Raw genomic sequence first — 20782 nt, forward strand, 5'->3', positions numbered from 1 at the left:
CCGATCGCATTTTCTCCGGATACTTCATGGGTTGTGCGCGAAGTTAGCGCGCGAAGCTGGTGGCGAGGTCATTGGCTGATGAGTGATTTTGAGTGCGCGTGTTCACGTCCTGGAGGGGACGATGATCAAGCCAGAAAGCGTCGATTGCTGCGTTGAAATCATTGGTGAGTGTGTGCTGCCGTGACCAAGTGTCCCGCGTGTTCAGCCCGAATCTCCCGCGAGCATCGCTTCTGCTCCCAGTGCGGCGCGCGCCTCGATCCCGCCCCGGAGCAGGTCTGCGCACATTCGGCCGCCGGCGCAATCGCGGGCGACGCGCGTGCTGTTTCGCTGCATGGCCATGGCGCGGCCCGGTCGCAGATGCTGACCGAAAACAAGCAGGTCAGCGTTCTCTTCGTCGACGTTTGCGACTCGACGTCGCTGCTGCAGCACTCCGACCCTGAAGACTCCCGCAACTATCTCGGCAAGACGCTGAACCATCTGGCCGAGGCGGTCGGGACCTATGGCGGCACGGTGAGCCAGTTGCTCGGCGATGGGCTCGTCGCCTTGTTCGGTGCGCCCGTGGCGCAGGAGGATCATGCCCTGCGGGCCTGCCTTGCCGCCCTCAAGATGCAGAGAGCGATCATTCCCGGCCACGAGATGCAGGGTGTGGCCAGCCCGATGCTGCGCATCGGCATCAATTCCGGCGAGGTCCTCGTCGGTGTGGTCGGGCAATACGGCTGGTCGCATTACGGTGCGGACGGCAAGACGATACACCTTGCGTCCCGGCTCGAAAAATTGGCTGCGCCCGGCGGCATTCTGATCAGTGCCGCGACGCAGCGCCTCGTCGCGCAGCAGATCGACACGCGGCCGGTGGGAACGCGGTCGGTCCGAGGGCTGGACGACCCGGTCGAACTCCACGAGGTCTTGGTCGCCACCGAAAGTTCGGCGGCGGCGCCGATGACGCGCAAGCAACGCTGGGCGCCGCTGGTCGGCCGCGACGAATCATTGCGGATCCTGGCGCGGGATCTCGATGCCGTTCGAACCGGGACGATGCGAACGATCGGGCTGTGCGGGGACGCCGGGATCGGGAAGTCCCGCTTGATCACCGACTGGATCTCCGCGCTTGCAAGCCAGGGCATCGAGGTCTGCGTTGCGCAGGCGAAAAGCTACGCCAGCGCGCGCGCCTACAGCACCGCTGCGGACCTGATCGCGAGCCTGGCAGGACTGCCGCAAGCCAGCGTGACGGACGCTCGATCCGCGCAGGCCGTGGCGGCCCAATGGCCCCCCGACGGCGCCGCCCATCTCGCCGCGGTCAATGACCTGTTGGGGCTGGCGGCGCCGGACGAGGCTTGGCTGTCGCTCAACCCGGTCCAGCGGCGGCGCCGGATTGGCGAGGCATTGCTGTGGCTCGTGCGCAGACGCGCCCAGGCGGGGATGTTCGTGCTGGTGCTCGAAGACGTTTTCCTGGCCGACCGCGAAAGCCGGCGGCTGTTCGAGGCCCTGCTTCCAAAACTCCAGGGACTGCCGATCCTGGTTTGTGTCAGCTACCGGCCGGATTTCGAGCATCAGTGGCGCCAGGTCCCCTGGTTTGCAGAGCGCGCGATCGAGCCTCTGCGCGACGGCGAGATGCTCGGGCTCGCGCGTGCCCTGTTGGGGGATGATCTATCCGTGCTCGGCGTCATGAACGAATTGGTTGCGCGCGCCGACGGCAATCCGTTTTTTCTGGAGCAATTGGTCATCACGATGATCGACGACGGCTCGCTCGAGGGAACGCCGGGTGCATACCGCCTGCAGCGGCCGCCGGGAGAGCTGCGCGCGCCGGGCTCGATCGCGGCGGTGATCGGTGCACGCGTCGACAGGCTGCCCGAGGCGGCCAAGTCCGCGCTCGAGGCCGCGGCGATCCTCGGCGATCCCATCACACGCGAACTGATCGCGGCGATGCAGGCCGTCGACCTCGGACGTTCCGAAGAATTGCTGGGCCTGTGCGTTGCTTCCGGCTTGCTGGCAGGACAGGATCAGGCGCGCGGCCGGCTCGAGCAGCACGCATTCGCATTTCGCCACGCGCTGGTGCGCGATGTCGTGCTCGGCGCCCTGACCCGCGCGCGGCTCAAGGCGCTGCATCGGCAGGCCTTCCTGGCGCTGCATGCGCGCCCGGGGGCGACCGAGGCGGATGTCGCGCCGGCGCTGGCCTACCATGCCTTCAAAGGAGAGGAATGGGAGCAGGCGGCGAGATTCACCGTCAAGTCGCTGGCGCGTGCCATCTCGCGCTCGGCCAATCAGGAAGCACTCCAACTGTTTGAGAAGGGTCTCCAGGCCGCGCACCGTGTCGAAGACACCTCGATCGCGCGGGCGCTGGAGCTCGCACTGCGGCTGGAGGCCATCGGGGCCATGCTGGCGCTCGGGCAGATCGACGAGATCTTCAGCAATATGGAGCGTGCGGAAGCCATCGCGGTGCAGCTGAACGATCAGCGCGCCCGGGCGGCGGTAGCGACCGAGACGGCGGTGTTCCTGTGGATGCGCGGACGTTTCGAGCAAGGTCTGCGGCATGCCTCACGAGGTCTCGAGGCGGCCCGGCTCGCGCAACGCCGCCATATGATGATGGCAGCGCATCAGACCCGCCTCATGCACCTCCATGCTCTCGGCCGCTACGCCGAGGCCGCCACGGAAGGCCGGGTTCTGCTCTCCGACTTCGGTCCGGAACTGTCGGTGCATTGCGTTCAACCCGGATGGGCCGCCATCCCCATCATCAATCTCTATGCGTTTCACGCCAGCACGCTCTGGCGCCTGGGAGACAATGCGGCCGGCCACGCATTCTGCGCCAAGGCCTATGAGATCCTGGCGAACATCGACCATCCCTATTCCCGTCTGCTGATCGACACCGTGCAGGCGCAGATCTGGATCGAGAGCCGGGAGCTCGATCGTGCCGAGACCCTGATGCGCACGGGCGTGCAGCAATGCATGACGCACAACGTCCCGACCATGCTTTCGGTTTGCACCGGTGTCCTCGGCAGCGCGCTCGCGCGCAACGGCAAGGCCGCCGAAGCGGCGACGATGCTGGAGAAGGGGTTCGCCGATCGTATCTACCAGGCGGCAGGGCCCTACGGCCGGACGTTCATGCGCGTGAGCCTGGGCGTCGCCTATCGCAAGCTCGACCGGCTCGACGATGCGATCGCGATCGGCCGCAAGGCGGTGGAGGAGGCCGCCGAAGAATACGGTCACCAGACCGAAGCCCTGTACGAGTTTGCCGAGACCTTGCGGCAGGTCGGCGATCTCGCTGGCGCCGAAATGCATTTCAGGCGGACCGCCGAGGCGGCGGAGCGTCTGGGCATGCCCCACTATCAGAGACAGGCCACTGCGGCACTCGTGGATTGGCGGAAGGACGGGTTTGCAGCATGAAGCTCTCAGCTGGCACTCCTGATGCTATGCCGCCGGGGCTACGCAGCCTCCTCTACGGGATCTTCTGTTGGGCCAATCGTCATCCCGGTGCTTTGCGCGCGTTCGGTGCGGTGCTTCGGCATTGGCCGTTCGTAGGCGGCTGGTTGGGCATGGCGGCCCGGGCCGACGCTGTCAAGAAGGTGCTGACCAGGCCGAACAGTTTCTCCAACACCGCGCACGCGGCGAACCTGTCGGCCGGCGACTATCTGATCGGCATGGATCCCGACGCCACATACAAGGCGGACAGGCTTCTGCTGGATGGTCGGTTGGCTGTCCTGGACACGACATTGCCCGCCGCGGCCGATATCGCGGCCCGAGACTACGTTGAGAAGCTCCGGCCGATCGGCAAGGCCAAATCGTTCGATCTCATCGAGGATTACCTGATGTGGATCGTGTTTCGCGCTATGCATCCCCTGTTCGGGGAGGCGACCAACAGGGTGGCAGCGGGCGCGACCGGAAGCCTTGATGATCCCGGGCTGCAGCGGCAATATCTCCTCGAGATCCGCTATGTGGCGGGGCAACTTCTGGCTGGAAGCTCGGCGACGCTGAGAGTGCAGCGCAGGGCTGAACTCAACGCTGACGCACTGAGATCGCGTATCGCCGGCGTGGGCAACGACATCCAGCTCGCATGGGGGACGTCCTGTCCGTTCAACGTCATCAAGCGGAACGCCGTCGGCCTCGCCTGGATCTCGCATCCGGTCACCGTGCAATCGGGGGCACTCGCTGTGCAAGAGCTGCTGGGGCGTCCCGATGTTCACAAGGCCTTGCGCGCGCAGGCGCAGCAGCTCCTTGAAAAGGGTCCGAAGAAGGTTTGGGAATGCGAGGCCTTCCGCAAGCTGGTGCAAGACCATGTGCTCGAGCTTTTGCGTTTCCGCCCGATTTTTCCGCTGCTCGCGCGTGATGTGCCGCGCGACACGGAATTCGAGACGGGTGCGCGGCACAATGCCAAGTGTCCCGCCGGCGGAAAGATGGCGATCTGGGGGATCGCCGCAATGTTCGATACCGCGATAGACAAGGACATCAGCCAATTTTCTCCGGCGCGCAACTGGGGCACGAACGAAGATCTGCGCTGGCTGATGTTCGGATACGGCACGCGTCAGTGTCCGGCCATGGTCTACGCGGTCGAGATCCTGACCAGCGCGCTGATCGGTCTGTTGACTCTGCCCGAGTTGCAACTGGCGCGGGGTAAGGGCAAGGCCATCACCTATGACGGACCGCTGATGTCGCAAATGCGCGTGAGTTTCATCTAGCAGGCGGGAGATGGACGGGCATGCTCGAGATAGTCCGCCAGCAGATGATCTGCATCGTAGTGCCAGGCTGGAACGGCACGACCGATCTTTCGGAAGACAGCCCCGTTTCCAAGGGGCTGTACTCTCTGTTCCAGGACGTGGAGGTGGTTCAGTTCGCTTCCATCGCGTTGTTGCCGGCCAGGGCCGACGCAGATGACAACAGGCCCTTGTTGATGCTCGAGCTTGCGATCGAAGAGGGAATCGACCCCTACGATATGCTCTACCGGCTCGTCTACCATTGGAGCGAGGCGATGTGGTCGCTGTACCGCTCGTTCTGGCCAGGCGATGCCACAGCACTGCGGAGCGAACGCAACGACAAGCTGCACAAGATGTTGATGAAGCATCTCAGCATCGCCGATGGCGGCTTCATCGGTGCCCGTGACCGAACGGCGCGGCAGATCGAGAAGGAGCAGGAGCTGCTCGAATGGACCCGGGACGAGGCGCGGGCCATGAAGCAAGCCATGCTGTATGGCGACGATCGATCGGCCTTCGCCCTGGCGCTCGGGCAACGGGCATTCCAAAATCCCCGTTTTCGCTGGGCACTGGATCCGGCGCCGCGTTCGTACTGGCGCGGCAAAGGCGCGAGCATCTCCGCAAAGGTCGGCTACGTGCTGACGCTGTTCGTGCTATGGTTGATCGCAGTCTGGCTGGTCGGTGCGGTGCCGCGCGGTGCGCTTGGCCTCTACACATGGCTGTTCGGGCCGCCTTATTCCGGTGTGACGGACGTCGTGGGGCTCATTTCAGCGGCGAGCTGCTGGGTGCTCGGCGTCAGTGTCCGCAGCGTACTTGCGCTGCTCGGACTTGGGGTCTCGGTATGGCTGTTCCTGATCGCTCTGCCGGCCTTTTCCCGGACGTGGCGACGCTGGCTGGAGAGCGTGGGGCGCGAACTCGACCGGCCCGCGGAGACGTGGTCGTCATGGCTAACCTATCGGATCGGCCTGTTGCTCAGCGTGCCGATCGCTTTAGCCCTCGTCGCGCTCGCGTTCGCCTTCATCTTCCGGCCCTGGACGATCGTGGACGCATACGAAGCATTGACTGCCAAATTCCTTGGATGGCAAATTATCGCCTTCCTCATTCTCGCGATCGTCGTGTTGATCTGCGCGGTCGGCCTGCTGTCCCGGATCAATCAGGATCTCGCGATGGTCGGCAACTGGTTCTTTCAACCGTACGAAGAGGATGTGCCGCGCGCCCAACAGGTCGATCCGTCGATCGACAATAGCGAAGGGCTGGTGGTGCGCGAAACCGCCCATATGATCAGCCTGACGGATCTCCGCAGTCCGAACGGCTGGAGTGCCTGGTGGATCCGGGTGTCGCTGCGCATCGTTACGCTGTTTGGACGTGTGATCTTCACCGAGAGCCGGCTGGGTAGTGCGCCGGGCATTCATTTCGGCCATTGGCACATCATCGAGGGCGGACGCCGCTACCTGTTCTGCTCGAACTACGATGGCAGTTTCGGCGGCTATCTCGACGATTTCATCAATGGCGCCACGTTCGGGACCAACCTCGCCTGGCGGTGGACCACGTTGAAGCCCCGTGGTCCGGCAGCGATCGGCCAACCCGCCGTCATCCATGCGCGCAGCTTCCCGCCGACGCGATTCATCGTGTTCCGGGGCGTGAAGTGCGAGCTGCATTTCAAGTCATATGCGCGCGACAGCATGCTTCCGCACATGTTCCGCTTCGACGCGCGCAAAGAGCCGGTCGAGCAGATCAACCTCGCAACGGGACTGCGCGATGCTCTGTTCGGAGAGCGCAACGACGCCAACGACGACCTGATCATGAGGGCCATCGAATCATGAAAGCTCAGGCAGCGCATCTCGCGCACCATCTCGATGACATCCAGGGAATGCTGAGGAGCGGCTACGGCTGGCTGCAAGACACCCGGTTTTGGCTGCTGACGATCAGGGACGGGCAGGAGACGGCGGCCCGGACGTGGCTCGCAAAATTCGTGGCGAGCGGCGTCATAGCCAACGCAAAGGAGCTCGAGAAGTCGAGAACGCATCCGTTCGCGCGGGCTGCGGCGATCGCGTTCAGTTTTTCGGGGCTGACAAAGCTCGGATGCGTGGAAGACAACCTTTATCCATTCCCGACACCCTTCCGCAGCGGCATGGGCAGCGATGCGCGCGCGTTGCTGCTGAGGGACAATCCCCGCGCATGGCGCTGGTCCGATGTGGATGGTGACAGCGGCGATGCCGTGCATGTCCTGATTGCCGAATGGACGGAGAGAGGCGTCGGGCCGATCATTTCGCGCCCGGATGAGACGATATTCAGCGCCATTCAGGTCGATAACGATCCTTGCTCATTTGGAAAACGGGAAGGCGACAAGGAAGAGAGATTGCGCGAGGCGTTCGGGTTTCGCGACGGCCTTGCGCAGCCCGTCATCAGGGGATTGAAGCAAGACGACAATGTCCGACTGCGTCGGTCAGGCAAGGACAAGAAGGAGGCCGATGCCCTGTATGACGACCGCGTCGTCCAGCCTGGAGAGTTCATCCTCGGCTATCGCAACGAATATGACGAGCTCACTTATTGCCCGGACGTGAAGGGGTGGGGGCCTTCGGGCCTCGCCAAACATCCCGGCGGCCGATTTGCCCTGAACGGAAGCTACCTCGCCGTGCGCCAGATCGAGCAGGACGTGGCGGCGTTCGATCGCTTTCGGGAGGTGAATGGCCAGGACATCTGCAACAAGCTGATGGGGCGCCAGGACAATGGCTGGCCGCTCGCATGGACATACGACCCGAACAATCCGAAGACGGATTCCGAACTCGACGCGTTCCGCTATCGTGTCGACGATGCCAACGGCTTCATTTGCCCGAAGGGGGCTCACATCCGGCGGATGAATCCGCGGGATACGCTGGGCGTCGACGTCCAATCGAGCATCAGGTCGACCAAGCTGCACAGGCTGCTTCGTCGGGGGCGGCCGTATCGCGAGGACAGCAACGGCGAGACGCGCAAGGGCATCTTCTTCATCGCCTGCAATGCGGATCTCGAGCGGCAGTTCGAGTTCGTCCAGCAGCGTTGGGCGCGGAATCCGAGTTTCGTGAACCTTCACGCCGACGATCCGCTGGTCGGGTCGTCCGACCCCCAAACCTTCCCGAAGGCCCTGTCGGTGCCAGGCCTGCCCAGCGGTGGCGAGGTCTCCCTGGCGAACTTCACGACGACGCTCGGGGGAGGCTACTTCTTCCTGCCGGGACTTGCGGCGCTCAAATTCATCGTCGGCGAGGAGGGGGCTGCAAGGTTCGCGACATCGGAGGTGGCCGAAGCTGCGGCCCCCTGAAAGCCGCGAAGTCGGACCTCAGTCCTGGGGCTCGGACGCCGTATCGCCCTGTGCGTCGATCCGCAGCCAGCCCGAGGGGGCGAGGCGCTGCTGTGGCAGGAAGCGGGCCTTGTAGTCCATCTTCTTGGAGCCCTCGATCCAGTAGCCGAGATAGACATACGGCAACCCTTGCCGGCGGGCGCGGGCGATGTGGTCGAGGATCATGAACGTGCCCATCGAGCGGCTGACCTGGCTCGGCTCGAAGAACGAGTAGACCATCGACAGGCCGTCGCTGAGCACGTCGGTGAGGGCGACTGCGATCAGCTCCTCGCCGCGGCCGGTGATGCCGCTGTCCGGGCCGCGCTTGCGGTACTCGATGACGCGGGTCTCGACATGGCTGTCTTCCACCATCATTGCGTAGTCGAGCACGGTCATGTCGGCCATGCCGCCGTGACGGTGGCGGGCGTCGAGATAGGCGCGGAACACCGAATATTGTTCGGAGGTCGGCACCGCGCTGCGCTGCTCGCCGATGATGTCGGCATTGCGCGCCATCACCTTGCGGAAGCTGCGGGAGGGCCGGAACTCGTTGGCGACGACCCGGACCGAGACGCAGGCGCGACACTGGTCGCAGGCGGGACGGTAGGCGATCGACTGGCTGCGTCGGAAACCGCCATGGGTCAGGAGGTCGTTGAGGTCCCCGGCGCGGTCGCCGACCAGATGCGTGAACACCTTGCGCTCGTGCCGGCCCGGCAGATACGGGCAGGGGGAGGGCGCCGTGAGGTAGAATTGTGGGGTGTCGCGCGAGTGCTGGGTCAAGGGACGTCGTGGGCCTCCGAAACAGGCATCAGCATCGCGCTCCAGAAGCCCACGGTCAATCGATTAGCTCACCAGGTTCGCGCCGTCTGGGGTGCGGGCACGCGGACCGAATTGTTGATCACGACCGTTCCCAGCACGAAATCGTGCAGCAGGCGACGGCGGCCGTTGAAAAGGCCGACCAGCACCACGAACGGCGTCAGGAACGACACCGTCACCCAGAACAGCACCGCATGCGTTGCACCTAGCACGAAATAGCCTGGCGCGCCGTACCAGGTGCGCAATTCCAGGTCCATCAGGCGCATGCCCACCGTGGCGGAGGACGGTCCGCCGATGCTGGCGCCGTAATAGACGATGGCCCAGATCACGGAGGCGGGCCAGGCGATCCAGAACAGCGCCCAGCCGATGCCGAGCGTGACCACGCCGAACAAGGCGATGAAGACGTAGCCGAGGATCACCGGCACCGTGATCACGACCATGTCGATCAGGAAGGCGAATACCCGCCGGGTCGCCACTCCGCGGAACAGCTCCGGATTCAGAGAGGGGTCAAAGGCGTGGGGCTGCATCCCGCCGTCACTGCGCCAAGCGTTGCCCGAATCCGAATACGACATATCCGTTCTCCCAGGGAAAACTCCCAAGGCAGGACATGGGAACAGGCCATCCCCGTGCCAAGGGCGCAGGGGCATTAACAAGCCGAAATATTCCGGCGATTCGGGGGCGGCGACCGGTGCGTCAGGATGGGGTGAGTGCAACTGCGCCCTCGTGTCCCGGACAAGCGCCGTGAAACGGCGCGCAGAGCCGGGATCCAGAGGCCACAGCCGAGATCGCGGTGAGATGCGCTCCGGCGATGCGTTGCGTCCGGGTCACGGGAGGCACCTCATCCCTGGGCCCGCAGCTTCTCCGCGGCCTTGGGCGCAAAGTAGCTCAGCACGCCGTCGGCGCCGGCGCGCTTGAAGGCGAGCAGGCTCTCCATCATCGCGCGCTCGCCGTCGAGCCAGCCATTGTTCGCGGCGGCTGCGATCATCGCGTATTCGCCGGACACCTGATAGGCGAAGGTCGGCATTGCGAACGTGTCCTTCACGCGGCGCACCACGTCGAGATAGGGCATGCCGGGCTTCACCATCACCATGTCGGCGCCCTCGGCGATGTCGAGCTCGACCTCGCGCAGAGCCTCGTCGGTGTTGGCGCTGTCCATCTGATAGGTGCGCTTGTCGCCGGTGAGCGTCTTGGCCGAGCCGATCGCGTCGCGGAACGGGCCGTAGAATGCGGAGGCATATTTGGCGGCATAGGCCATGATCTGCACGTCGAGCAGGCCCGAGCGGTCCAGCCCTTCGCGGATTGCGGCGACGCGGCCGTCCATCATGTCCGAGGGCGCGATGATGTCGCAGCCGGCTTCGGCCTGCACCAGGGCCTGGCGCACCAGCACGGCGACGGTTTCGTCGTTCAGGATCCTGCCGTCGGAAATCAGGCCGTCATGGCCGTGACTGGTGAAGGGATCGAGCGCGACGTCGCAGAGGATGCCGATCTCCGGAAATTCCTTCTTGATCGCGCGCACCGCCTGACAGACCAGATTGTTCGGATTGGTGGCCTCCGAGCCCTCCTCGTCGCGCAAGGCGGGATCGGTGTAGGGAAACAGCGCGATGCAGGGGATGGTCAGCTTCATCGCGCGCTCGGCCTCGCGCACGGCCTGATCGACGCTGAGCCGGTCGACGCCGGGCATGGAGGCGATCTGCTCGCGCTTGTTGGTGCCGTCGATCAGGAACAGCGGCCAGATCAGGTCGTCGGTGGTGAGGACGTTCTCGCGCACCATTCGCCGGGACCACTCGGCCTTGCGGTTGCGGCGCGGACGGACGGTCAGATCGAGGGCATGCGGCACCGCCGTGCTGTCCTGGCGCGACACTTCGCGCAATTCGATCGGACGTCCGTATTTGATCGCCATCACTCTTCCTCCGGCTGGAATTATTCTTATACCAGCTTCCACGGTTCCAGTCACCGCGGCTTGACCTGCCGCAAGGGATAGCAGCCGATTGATTTTGCGGGGCGAAGCAGCCAGAAGGGGCCATGTCCGAGATCTCAACCCGCGATGCGGCCCGTGACGGCGCCAATGCCAGGGACGCTGCCCGAGACCCCGCCAGGGAGAGCGTGCTCTCGGTGGCGGCCATCTCGTCGGAGCGGTCGACATCCGACGACAATGTCTGGACGCGCCGGCTGGTGCTGTTCCTGCGGGTGATGGCGCTGCTCTCGATCCTCAAGGGTCTCTATCACTGGGCGCAGGTCACGGGTTTCGTCGGTGGCGAGGACGAGGCGTTCGAGAACCAGTCGATGGCCTGGCAGGCCGCGACCGTCTACTTCGCCGTGATCGAACTCGTCGCCGCGGTCGGCCTCTGGCTCGCCACGCCCTGGGGCGCGGTGGTGTGGCTGACGACCGTGGTGTCGATGGCGGTCATCGAGCTGATGTTCCCCGGCATCTATGGCGGCAGCCTGATCGTCGTCGGTGTGGAGGCCTTCATGCTCGCCGCCTATCTCGGGCTCGCCTGGATGGCCGCGCGCGAGCGGCCGCCGTAGGCGACAACGATTGAACGCTCACTCTCTCGTGCCCCGGACGCTGCGCAGCACGCAGTGATGTGCGGCAGAGCCGGGGCCCATCTCTCCGCGACTTCGTTTGTGGCTCTCCAGGTCCCGGATCTGCGCGCCGCTTTGCGACGCTTGTCCGGGACACGAGAGTATTGCGCTTGGTTGACCGTTGGTTGCCTAAAATTCGCGGTAAGTTTTCATTGACCAGCCGGTTCCGCCACAGCTCTTACGCGCACGTTTCGAAACGGGGCGGGGCTGTTCTGGAATGTGACACCAGCGGCGGACGGAGGGTGAACAGGAGCTTGCGAAGGTCAACAGAGGCTTTCGAAAAGTGCTTGTGGCACAGGCTTAATCCGCAATTCACTGTCTTAAATTCATGATCTCTTTATTCTCTTATTTAAGCCGATCTTCAAAAGGCGCCCCTTAAGTTGCACCTATCAGGCGGGACACAAGTTTCGTCGAATAAGTGTCGATAAAAACGACAACAGGGGAAGTGTCATGATGAAAGCCGTCGCAACTGCGGCAGATACCGCAGAGCGCGTCTCCGGCCAGCAGGGTTCGGTGCAGTCGCTCTATCTGGAAGCGTTGACTCTGGTGGAGCGGCTGCATCGCCGGCTCCTCGACGTGATCAAGGACGAATTCGATCGCCGCGGCCGCGCGGACATCAACTCGGTGCAGGCGCTCCTGCTCTACAACATCGGCGACAAGGAGCTGACGGCCGGCGAACTGCGCACGCGCGGCTACTATCTCGGCTCCAACGTCTCCTACAATCTGAAGAAGCTCGTCGAGCTCGGCTTCCTCGACCATCAGCGCTCGCGCGTCGATCGCCGCTCGGTGCGCATCCGCCTGACCCCGCAGGGCCAGGAAGTCCGCCGCATCGTCGACAGCCTCTACCAGAAGCACGTCAAGACGGTGGAGCAGGTCGGCGGCATCTCCGGCGACGAGTTCGCGACCCTCAACAAGTCGCTGCACCGTCTCGAGCGGTTCTGGACCGACCAGATCCTCTATCGCCTCTGAGCTTCCGAATGGATCAGGGCCAAGCCGGCCCGCAACAAGACCGGCAGCCCTTTCCGAACGTGCCTCACTTCCCCAAGCGCGCCGGCCCGGAGTTGCCCCGGACCGGTGCGCCGTTCGTGCGTCTGCAGAAGCGCCGCATAGCGCGGTCGCTTTCCTCCCCGGCTCGCATCTCAGCGCAAGCGCTCCTCCCAGTGGCGAAACAGGGCGACCTCGTCGTCGGCCACAACGACGGGGTCTGATAGGCCGCCAAGGCGTGCACGCCGCGGGCTGAACCCGAATTGCTTGCGAAAGGCCCGGCTGAAATGCGCCGCGCTCGGAAAACCGTATTCGCGCGCAACGTCGCCGATTGCGAGGGCTTCGCCGGCATTGAGGCGAGCGTGGATCGTCTCCAGCCGTCGCTTTCGGATATACGCCGTGACGCCGCCTGCATTGGCGAAGGCACGATAGAGATTGGATTTCGACGTTGCCAGAGCCCGGCTCATGGCCGCGATATCGAGCCGGTCGGATGACAGGTTCTGATCGATATAGGCTTCCGCGCGCTCGCGCAGCGAGGTCACCGAGCTGCGGGACGCGGCCTCGCCGCCGGCCGGCCGCGCGCCCAGCACCGTCGCCAGCAGCCCGACGAAGGCCGACGACAGGCTGGCGGCGTCCTGGACGGTCATCTCCTCGAGTTGTTGCACGAACGACAACAGGAAGTCGGCGACGAGGCGGCCCCATGCACCGTCGATGATGACGCCGTGGGTGGAGGGGTCGTATCCCGCTCGCTCGAAGGCGCGTCGCGCGACGGTGCAGGTGATGCAATCCAGCGCCGTTCCCTCGGTCACCAGGGGCCGGCGCGTGTCGAAGGCGGCCAGCTCGCCTTGTCGCATCGTGCGCGGAGAGGGCTCGACCTCGGTGGTGAAGGTCACCGCGCCGGTTTTGACGAAAACGACCTGGATCATGTCGAGGCCATCGGCCTGCGCCATTTCGGCGGTTCGCACCATCCTGACCGGGCCGAAACGGGAATGCGTCACGACCATGTCGCCGAGGGTCCAGGCATCCACGACGGCTTCGAAGGGGCCGTCGGCCGAGCCCGCCCGGGTGATCTGGTGCGTGGCGATGCCCGAGCGCCAAATGTCGAATCTGTCGGTCTCAGGGAAATTACTGGTGTCGAAATGCAGCACCGGAATGGGGGAGGACATGGTCTTTCTGCGAATGCGCGAACGTGTTTCGAAGCCGGTTATAAAGCGGGGCCTCGCGTGCACCGAAGACAATTTTGACTTCCCGGACCAGAGAGTTGACCGCTGAATTCAAAATCAATCCGCCGCGCTTTGTAGACCCCGAATCCATTGTACGATGACGGACCGGCAATTTATCGGTCGCAATTGATTTGACTCCTCAGGCCTTTGCAATGCCCCCGTCCGATTTGTCGCGCGCGATGTCCGGTCTCTCGTCGCGCGCGTTCGGGCCGTCTCCGGGCCGCTTGTTCGTCATCGCTGCCGCAGCTTCTGCCGCCATGACGCTGCTCTCGGCGCCGGCTCAGGCTGCCTGCACTCCCGCTGCTGGCAACAATGTCTCGGCGACCTGTACCGGCGTCACCACGGATCAGAATGGCACGAACGGTTACGGCACCGCCGGGATCGACAGTCTTGCGGTCACCATCGTCCAGGGGGCGTCGGTGACCGGGACGAGCTACGGCATCAGGTTCAACACCGGGACGGTGGTGAATTCGGGCACGATCAAGGGAATCAACGACCGCGGTATCTTTGGTGCGACCAGCGCGACCGTGACCAATTTCGGCACGATCAGCGGCTATGCCGGAGTCGATGCGGGTCTCAGCGGCGTCGTGACGAATTTCGGAACCATCACCGGTACTGTCAGCGATGGCGTCACCGGCAGCAACATCACCGTCGTGAATTCCGGGACGATCACCGGCTTGGGCTTTGACGGCGTCTTTGCCACCGGCACGAGCACCATCAACAATTCGGGCAGCATCGTCGGAAACTTGCACGGCATCTACGCCCTGGCCGACATCAGCGTTGTCAACTCGGGCTCGATCAGTTCAGCGAACAATGCCATCTATGCGGTGAACGGCAGCGCGACGGTGATCAATTCGGGCACCATCGCGATGACCGACACCTTCGGCACCGTCATCTATGCTCAAACGAACCTGACGCTGGTGAATTCGGGGGTGATCACGTCGACGTCGGTGGGACCTTCTTCCAGCGGCACGATCGACGTGACCAATTCAGGGTCCATCCTCAACAATGGATTCGGCCCGGCCATTTCCGGCACGATTGCGAAGGTGACGAATTCGGGCACCATCATCGCCGTTGATGGCGCGGCGGTCAGCGCCTCGAACGTCACCGTTGCCAATTCCGGTTTGATCCGCGGCTATTGGGAGGGCATTGGTTCCCAGTACGCCACAGTCACCAATTCTGGCAAGATCATCGGTGAGCATTCGGCAGGCGTGCAGGCCTCGTTCGATGCGATCGTCACGAATTCGGGCACGATCACTGGCAGCGGCGCGGGCATTCGCACCTTCAACGGCGGCGTCAACCTGACCAACTTCGGGACGATTACGGGCAGCGGGCCTTCCGGCATCGGTGTTTTGACTGCGGCAGCGGGGACGGTAGTCAATTCCGGCACAATCATCGGCGAAGGCGGTACGGCGATCCAGTTCGGCGCGACGACGCCTGCACAGTCCGACGGTCTGACCGTGCTGCCCGGCGCGCGCTTCGGCGGCGTGGTCGATTTCACCGGGGGCGCCGACGCCGTCAGTTTCGGCCCCGGAAGCTGGATCCTGAACACCGCCAATTTCGACAAGACGCTTTCGACGGTGACCACCGCCGGGAAGCCCTACGTGGTCACGCCCAACCAGATCATCGTTGCCGATGTCTCCAGCTTCGGCGCGCAGAACCGCGCGATCATGGACATCACCGGATGGATCGGCTCGGTCCTGCCCGATGCGCCCGTGTTTGCTCCGGGCATGGCCGCCGCCAGTGCATTTGCAGCGCCCGAACCGGCGGCGTCTTCGTTCGATGCATTCGCCAGTTTTCCGTCCGGCGCCCCGGGATTTGCCCCGGCTCCAGCGTTCAAGGGGGCAAGCGCAGATTATGGCGACGGGAATGCGGTCTGGGCCAAGGCCTTTGGCGGCCAGCGGCTGCAACATGACAACGGCGCGTTGATCGGCGGGACGACGACAGGCTTTGGCGGCGCGGTCGGCTACGAGCGGCTGGTCAGTTCCGACCTCAGGCTGGGGGTGCTCGCAGGCGGCAGCAGCAACAAGACCAACCTGTATCTCAACGCCGGAAGCACCAGCACCGACGCCGTGTTCGGCGGCGCCTATGGCCGCAAGACCTGGGGCGGCACGTTCCTGGATCTCTCGGTGATCGGCGGAAGCCTCGACAATTCCAGCGGGCGCAACATCGGCGGCGGTCTCGCCTTTGCAACCGCAACGGCGTCTTATGGCGGCTGGTTCGTCAATCCGGCGCTGATGTTCGGACGCCGCCTTGATGTCGATGGGCGCGGCTTCACGGTCACGCCGGCGGTGAAGGTGCGCTACGTGACCGCGCATTTTGGCGGCTATACCGAGGCGGGCGCAGGCGCCGCCAACATGAGCGCTGCCGGCCGCGACTTTCAGGCCTGGGAGGAGCGGGCCGAGATCACCTTCGCCAACACCAGGACGCTCGCCAACGGAAACCGGGTCACAACCCGCGTTGCTGCGGGCGCGCTTGCCCAGCAACGCAGCGCGGGCGGTCTGCTCGATCTCTTGTTGCTGGGGCAGAACTTCCTCGTAGCGACCCCCGAGCGCAACAGCGTGGCAGGCGGGTACACCAGCGCGGGGGTTGAGTGGCAAATGGGCCGCCTGACCTTGTTTGCAGCCGGCGAAGCCACCTACACCAATGATGTGTCCCGCACTTTGGCGGGAAAGGCCGGCGCGCGGGTCAACTGGTAGTCATCGGCTCGTCCGGGCCGGGACGAGGAACCGAAACCCTTTCGCACTGCAAAAAGTTGGCTCGGAGCAGGGAACCAGAACGCTGCGTCGTCGTTATTGCTTCCAACCGGAGGGTGCGATGCTGGTCGAGCGCGGGCTTCAGGCGATGAACGTGGAACTCGTGAGTGAGGCCTACGCCATCGCCGCAAATTATCTGAGGCGTTCCGGCGCGATCCCCGACTCGCTTGTCACCGACGAACGCCTGCTTGGGATTATTTTGAAGCTGCTCCAGCAAGGCGAATTCAACAAGATCAGGCTGGCCAACGTGGCGATCGCCCGATTTCAGGCGAAGTCCGAGGCCAGAGCGGTGGCCTGAACAATCTCGAGAAATCGCGACCAACCAGAGGATGCCATGCAAGCTGCCATCGACCGCATCATGCAGACCTACGACCTGCTCGCCAACCGCACCGCGGCAGCCAGCACTGAGGCGCGTGAAAAAGTCACGAACTACCTCAACACCCTGATGGAAGCGGGGGAGACGGACACTCACAGGTTGACGGTCTGCGGCCTGACCTACCTGCGCCAACTGGACGGCAGCGTGGACCCCGTGAAGGCGGGGTATACGGGGCTTTAAGAAGGAGCCGCCCGCCCGAGGGCTGCTGGCTGGCGATAAAGCGGCTCTGGCCCGGATATTGACGAGGAGCGGTTCCATGAAACCGCTCCAGGGCTGAAAATCTCCAATCCCACCATATCTTGCATAAATACCAGGCCCGACCCGCAACTACTTGGCCTGTTGCGGGCGATGTGGTAGATCGCGCGTGCTTCCGACCGCCACACCAGACCCGCCCGTAGCCCGCCTCAAGGCTGCGGCGGTGGAGATATTCGCAAGATGACCCTCGCAAAGACCGCCTCCGCGCCCGATTCGTTTTTCACCGCCTCGCTCGAGCAGGCCGATCCCGAAATCGCCGCCGCCATCAAGGGCGAGCTCGGCCGTCAGCGCCACGAGGTGGAGCTGATCGCCTCCGAGAACATCGTCAGCCGGGCCGTGCTGGAAGCGCAGGGTTCGGTGATGACCAACAAATACGCGGAAGGTTATCCGGGCGCGCGGTACTACGGCGGTTGTGAGTGGGTCGACGTCGCCGAGAACCTTGCGATCGATCGCGCCAAGAAGCTGTTCGGCGCCAATTTCGCCAACGTGCAGCCGAACTCCGGCAGCCAGATGAACCAGGCGGTGTTCCTGGCGCTGCTGCAGCCCGGTGACACCTTCATGGGTCTCGATCTCGCCGCCGGCGGCCATCTCACTCATGGCTCGCCCGTCAACATGAGCGGCAAGTGGTTCAAGGCCGCGCACTACACCGTGCGCCGCGAGGACCAGATCATCGACATGGACGCGGTGGCGAAGCAGGCCGAGCAGGTCAAGCCGAAGCTGATCATCGCCGGCGGCTCCGCCTATTCGCGCGCCTGGGACTTCAAGCGCTTCCGCGAGATCGCGGACAGCGTCGGTGCGTATCTCCTTGTCGACATGGCGCATTTTGCCGGGCTCGTCGCCGGCGGCGTGCACGCCTCGCCCGTGCCGTACGCGCACGTCACCACCACCACGACGCATAAATCGCTGCGCGGTCCGCGCGGCGGCCTGATGCTGTGGAATGACGAGACGCTGACCAAGAAGCTCAACTCGGCGATCTTCCCGGGCCTGCAGGGCGGTCCCCTGATGCATGTGATCGCGGCCAAGGCGGTCGCTCTCGGCGAGGCGCTGCGGCCGGACTTCAAGGTCTACGCCAAGAACGTCGTCGAGAACGCCAAGGCCCTGGCCGAGACGATGAAGAGCCATGGCTTCGATATCGTCTCCGGGGGCACCGACAACCATTTGATGCTGGTCGATCTCCGGCCCAAGGGCCTCAAGGGCAACGCCTCGGAGAAGGCGCTGGTTCGCGCCGCCATCACCTGCAACAAGAACGGCATTCCTTTCGATCCTGAGTCGCCATTCGTCACCTCAGGCATTCGTCTCGGCACGCCCGCGGCGACCACGCGCGGCTTCGGCGTGGCCGAATTCCAGCAGGTCGGCGGCATGATCGCCGAAGTCCTAAACGCGATCGCACAGTCGTCCGACGGCAAGGCGCCGCTGGTGGAGGCCGCGATCAAGGATCGAGTCAAGGCGCTCACCGACCGGTTCCCGATCTACCAGTAAGGCTAGGCCAAGCGGATGCGCTGCCCGAACTGCAACAGTCTGGATACGCAGGTAAAGGACTCGCGTCCGACCGAGGATTCGGCCGTGATCCGCAGGCGGCGCGTGTGCGTCGCCTGCAATTTCCGCTTCACCACTTTCGAGCGCGTACAGCTGCGCGAACTCACGGTGATCAAGCGTAATGGACGCCGCGTGCCGTTCGATCGCGACAAGCTGATGCGCTCGGTGCAGATCAGCTTGCGCAAGCGGCAGGTCGAGCCCGAACGGGTCGAGAAAATGGTCTCCACCATCGTGCGCGAGCTCGAGACGGGGGGCGAGGCTGAGATCTCCTCGGAGGTGATCGGCGAGACCGTGATGGAGCATCTGCGCACGCTCGACGACGTCGCCTATGTGCGCTTTGCTTCCGTCTACCGTAACTTCCGCGAAGCCAAGGATTTCGCCGACGTGCTCGGCGAGCTCTCCGGTGAGGAGGAAGCGCGGCTCGCCGCGATCCGCAAATGATCTTCCGCATCCTGGAAGACCAGTTCGCGCAGAAGGCCCGCGAGGCAAAGGACGCCGATCGCCGATTCATGGAGCTGGCGCTCTCGCTTGGGCGCCGCGGGCAGGGGCGCACTTGGCCCAATCCGGCCGTCGGCGCCGTCATCGTCAAGGACGGGATCATCGTCGGCCGCGGCTGGACCCAGCCCGGGGGACGGCCACATGGCGAGCCCGAAGCACTGGGGCGGGCAGGCGAGGCGGCGCGAGGCGCCACGCTCTATGTCACCCTGGAGCCGTGCTCGCATTTCGGCAAGTCGCCGCCTTGCGCCGACGCAGTGATCGCGGCCGGCATCAAGCGGGTGGTGGCGGCGATCGAAGATCCCAATCCTGAAGTCGCGGGCCAGGGCCATGCCCGCCTGCGCGCCGCCGGCATCAATGTGGACGTCGGTCTCTGCGCGGCGGAAGCCGCGTTCGACCATGCCGGCCATTTCCGCCGCATCCGGGACAAGCGTCCGCATGTGATCCTCAAGCTCGCGGTCTCGCCGGACGGCAAGATCGGAGCGGCCGGCGGCAAGCCGGTCGCGATCACGGGCGAAGCCGTGCGTGACCGCGTGCATCTGCTCCGCGCACAGAGCGACGCCATCCTGGTCGGCATCGGCACCGTGCTCGCGGACGATCCGCTCCTCACCTGCCGCCTGCCGGGCATGGCGGCCCGCTCGCCGGTCCGCGTGGTGCTCGATCAAAGCCTGCGCATCCCCGGCGCGAGCAAGCTGGTCAGCACCGCGCGCGAAACGCCGCTTTGGGTGGTCGGTTCTGAGCTTGCGGAAGCTGCCGCAGCGACGCGGCTCGGGGCGGCCGGTGCGCAAGTGCTGCGCGTGCCGCCTGGCACTGCATCGGGGCTCGATTTGCCGGCCGTGCTGCATGAGCTGGCCGGGAAGGGCATCACGCGACTGATGGTCGAGGGCGGCAGCCGCGTTGCGGCTTCGTTCGTCGCGGCCGATCTCGTCGACGAGATCTGGCTGTTCCGCGGGGCGGAAACGGTGGGCAGCGGCGGCGTCGATGCACTCGATGCATTGCCCCTGTCGAAAATCACGCAGTCGCAGGCCTACAAGGTTCATGCTAGCGAGACCTTCGGCAAGGACACTCTCACCATCTACGAGCGCGCGTAATGTTCACCGGCATTGTCACCGATATCGGCGAGATCGTCAGCTTCACGCCAACGGCGCAGGGGCAGCTGCACCGGCTGCGCATCGCCTGCAGCTACGATCAGGCCACGATTGCCGATGGCGCCTCGATCGCCTGCAACGGGGTTTGCCTGACCGTGGTCGCCTCGGGCGTCGCGGACGGCAGGGACTCCGAGCAGAGGACCTGGTTTGAGGTCGATGCCGCGGCCGAGACGCTGGCGCTGACGACGGCCAAGCACTGGAAGCTGGGCACGAGGCTGAACCTCGAACGTGCGCTGAAGATCGGCGACGAACTCGGCGGCCATATCGTCGCCGGCCATGCCGACGGCATTGCAACCATCGTCAGCCGCGAGAACTTGCCCGACATGGCGCGGTTCGAGCTCTCGACGAAGCGGGAGCTGGCACGTTTCATCGCCACCAAGGGCTCGATCACGCTCGATGGCGTCTCGCTGACGATCAATACAGTTGCGGACATGACCTTTTCGGTGCTGATCATCCCACACACGCTTGATGTCACGACGATCGGCGGCTGGAAGGCGGGGGACGAGGTCAATATCGAGGTCGACCTGATGGCCCGCTATGCGGCGCGGCTGACGGAAATGAAGTGACCGGCGAAGCCGGTCATTCCGGGGCGGCTCGAAGAGCCGAACCCGGAATCTCGAG

General features: G+C 64.5%; 17 protein-coding genes. 13 read left to right on the forward strand and 4 right to left on the reverse strand.

Features of this window, described 5'->3' with window-relative positions; all coding sequences use genetic code 11:
* Nucleotides 1-180 precede the first annotated feature (180 nt).
* Genes AC3WLX_RS23770 through AC3WLX_RS23785 form a run of 4 tightly spaced genes read left to right on the forward strand, consistent with a single transcriptional unit; the run spans nt 181 to nt 7974 of the window.
* Entirely contained in the window at nt 181-3375 is a 3195-nt protein-coding gene (locus AC3WLX_RS23770) for an adenylate/guanylate cyclase domain-containing protein (protein ID WP_492337800.1), read from the forward strand.
* Entirely contained in the window at nt 3372-4664 is a 1293-nt protein-coding gene (locus AC3WLX_RS23775) for a cytochrome P450 (protein ID WP_492337801.1), read from the forward strand. The genes AC3WLX_RS23770 and AC3WLX_RS23775 overlap by 4 nt, the downstream gene beginning before the upstream one ends.
* Before the next feature lie 20 nt (nt 4665-4684).
* Entirely contained in the window at nt 4685-6499 is a 1815-nt protein-coding gene (locus tag AC3WLX_RS23780) for a hypothetical protein (RefSeq protein ID WP_492337802.1), read from the forward strand.
* A complete protein-coding gene (locus tag AC3WLX_RS23785; RefSeq protein WP_492337803.1) occupies nt 6496-7974 on the forward strand; it encodes a Dyp-type peroxidase in 1479 nt (492 codons plus the stop codon). The genes AC3WLX_RS23780 and AC3WLX_RS23785 overlap by 4 nt, the downstream gene beginning before the upstream one ends.
* Before the next feature lie 18 nt (nt 7975-7992).
* Here the strand turns inward: AC3WLX_RS23785 and AC3WLX_RS23790 are convergent, their stop codons facing one another.
* The 3 genes from AC3WLX_RS23790 to hemB all read right to left on the reverse strand — a co-directional run bounded on the left by AC3WLX_RS23790 (nt 7993) and on the right by hemB (nt 10705).
* The gene (locus AC3WLX_RS23790) at nt 7993-8769 is read right to left on the reverse strand and encodes an arginyltransferase (protein WP_291624539.1); all 777 of its coding nucleotides are present in this window, start codon (nt 8767-8769) and stop codon (nt 7993-7995) included.
* A 68-nt stretch (nt 8770-8837) separates the two neighbouring features.
* Nucleotides 8838-9377 (reverse strand): RDD family protein, encoded by a 540-nt coding sequence (locus tag AC3WLX_RS23795; RefSeq protein WP_291624538.1) that lies wholly within the window; start codon nt 9375-9377, stop codon nt 8838-8840.
* A 266-nt stretch (nt 9378-9643) separates the two neighbouring features.
* The gene (gene hemB, locus AC3WLX_RS23800) at nt 9644-10705 is read right to left on the reverse strand and encodes a porphobilinogen synthase (RefSeq protein ID WP_291624537.1); all 1062 of its coding nucleotides are present in this window, start codon (nt 10703-10705) and stop codon (nt 9644-9646) included.
* Between the two features lie 122 nt (nt 10706-10827).
* Here hemB and AC3WLX_RS23805 point away from each other — a divergent pair, with 122 nt between their 5' ends.
* Both AC3WLX_RS23805 and ldtR read left to right on the forward strand, forming a co-directional pair.
* Nucleotides 10828-11331, forward strand: a complete 504-nt coding sequence (locus AC3WLX_RS23805) for a DUF6163 family protein (RefSeq protein WP_291624536.1) — start codon at nt 10828-10830, stop codon at nt 11329-11331.
* 507 nt (nt 11332-11838) lie between these two features.
* A complete protein-coding gene (gene ldtR / locus AC3WLX_RS23810; protein WP_061024738.1) occupies nt 11839-12357 on the forward strand; it encodes a transcriptional regulator LdtR in 519 nt (172 codons plus the stop codon).
* A 170-nt stretch (nt 12358-12527) separates the two neighbouring features.
* Here the strand turns inward: ldtR and AC3WLX_RS23815 are convergent, their stop codons facing one another.
* A complete protein-coding gene (locus tag AC3WLX_RS23815) occupies nt 12528-13538 on the reverse strand; it encodes an AraC family transcriptional regulator (protein ID WP_291624535.1) in 1011 nt (336 codons plus the stop codon).
* 209 nt (nt 13539-13747) lie between these two features.
* On the opposite strand from AC3WLX_RS23815, the gene AC3WLX_RS23820 reads away from it, so the two are divergent.
* From AC3WLX_RS23820 to AC3WLX_RS23850, 7 genes are all read left to right on the forward strand, one after another.
* A complete protein-coding gene (locus tag AC3WLX_RS23820; RefSeq protein WP_492337804.1) occupies nt 13748-16294 on the forward strand; it encodes an autotransporter outer membrane beta-barrel domain-containing protein in 2547 nt (848 codons plus the stop codon).
* Between the two features lie 118 nt (nt 16295-16412).
* The gene (locus AC3WLX_RS23825; RefSeq protein WP_291624533.1) at nt 16413-16649 is read left to right on the forward strand and encodes a hypothetical protein; all 237 of its coding nucleotides are present in this window, start codon (nt 16413-16415) and stop codon (nt 16647-16649) included.
* Between the two features lie 36 nt (nt 16650-16685).
* The gene (locus tag AC3WLX_RS23830; RefSeq protein WP_291624532.1) at nt 16686-16907 is read left to right on the forward strand and encodes a hypothetical protein; all 222 of its coding nucleotides are present in this window, start codon (nt 16686-16688) and stop codon (nt 16905-16907) included.
* Nucleotides 16908-17162: 255 nt separating this feature from the next.
* Nucleotides 17163-18461 (forward strand): serine hydroxymethyltransferase, encoded by a 1299-nt coding sequence (gene glyA, locus AC3WLX_RS23835; protein ID WP_492337805.1) that lies wholly within the window; start codon nt 17163-17165, stop codon nt 18459-18461.
* 15 nt (nt 18462-18476) lie between these two features.
* On the forward strand, nt 18477-18959 hold the full coding sequence (gene nrdR, locus AC3WLX_RS23840; protein ID WP_061877769.1) for a transcriptional regulator NrdR: 483 nt from the start codon (nt 18477-18479) through the stop codon (nt 18957-18959).
* Nucleotides 18956-20104 carry a bifunctional diaminohydroxyphosphoribosylaminopyrimidine deaminase/5-amino-6-(5-phosphoribosylamino)uracil reductase RibD gene (gene ribD, locus AC3WLX_RS23845; RefSeq protein ID WP_492337806.1) on the forward strand — a complete coding sequence of 383 codons (1149 nt, stop codon included), beginning with the start codon at nt 18956-18958 and terminating at the stop codon, nt 20102-20104. Before nrdR ends, ribD begins: the two co-directional genes overlap by 4 nt.
* Complete coding sequence (locus AC3WLX_RS23850) at nt 20104-20727, forward strand: riboflavin synthase (protein WP_492337807.1); 624 nt, start codon at nt 20104-20106, stop codon at nt 20725-20727. Before ribD ends, AC3WLX_RS23850 begins: the two co-directional genes overlap by 1 nt.
* The last annotated feature ends 55 nt before the right edge of the window (nt 20728-20782 follow it).

Source organism: Bradyrhizobium sp. FW305-F6 (genome assembly GCF_058782905.1).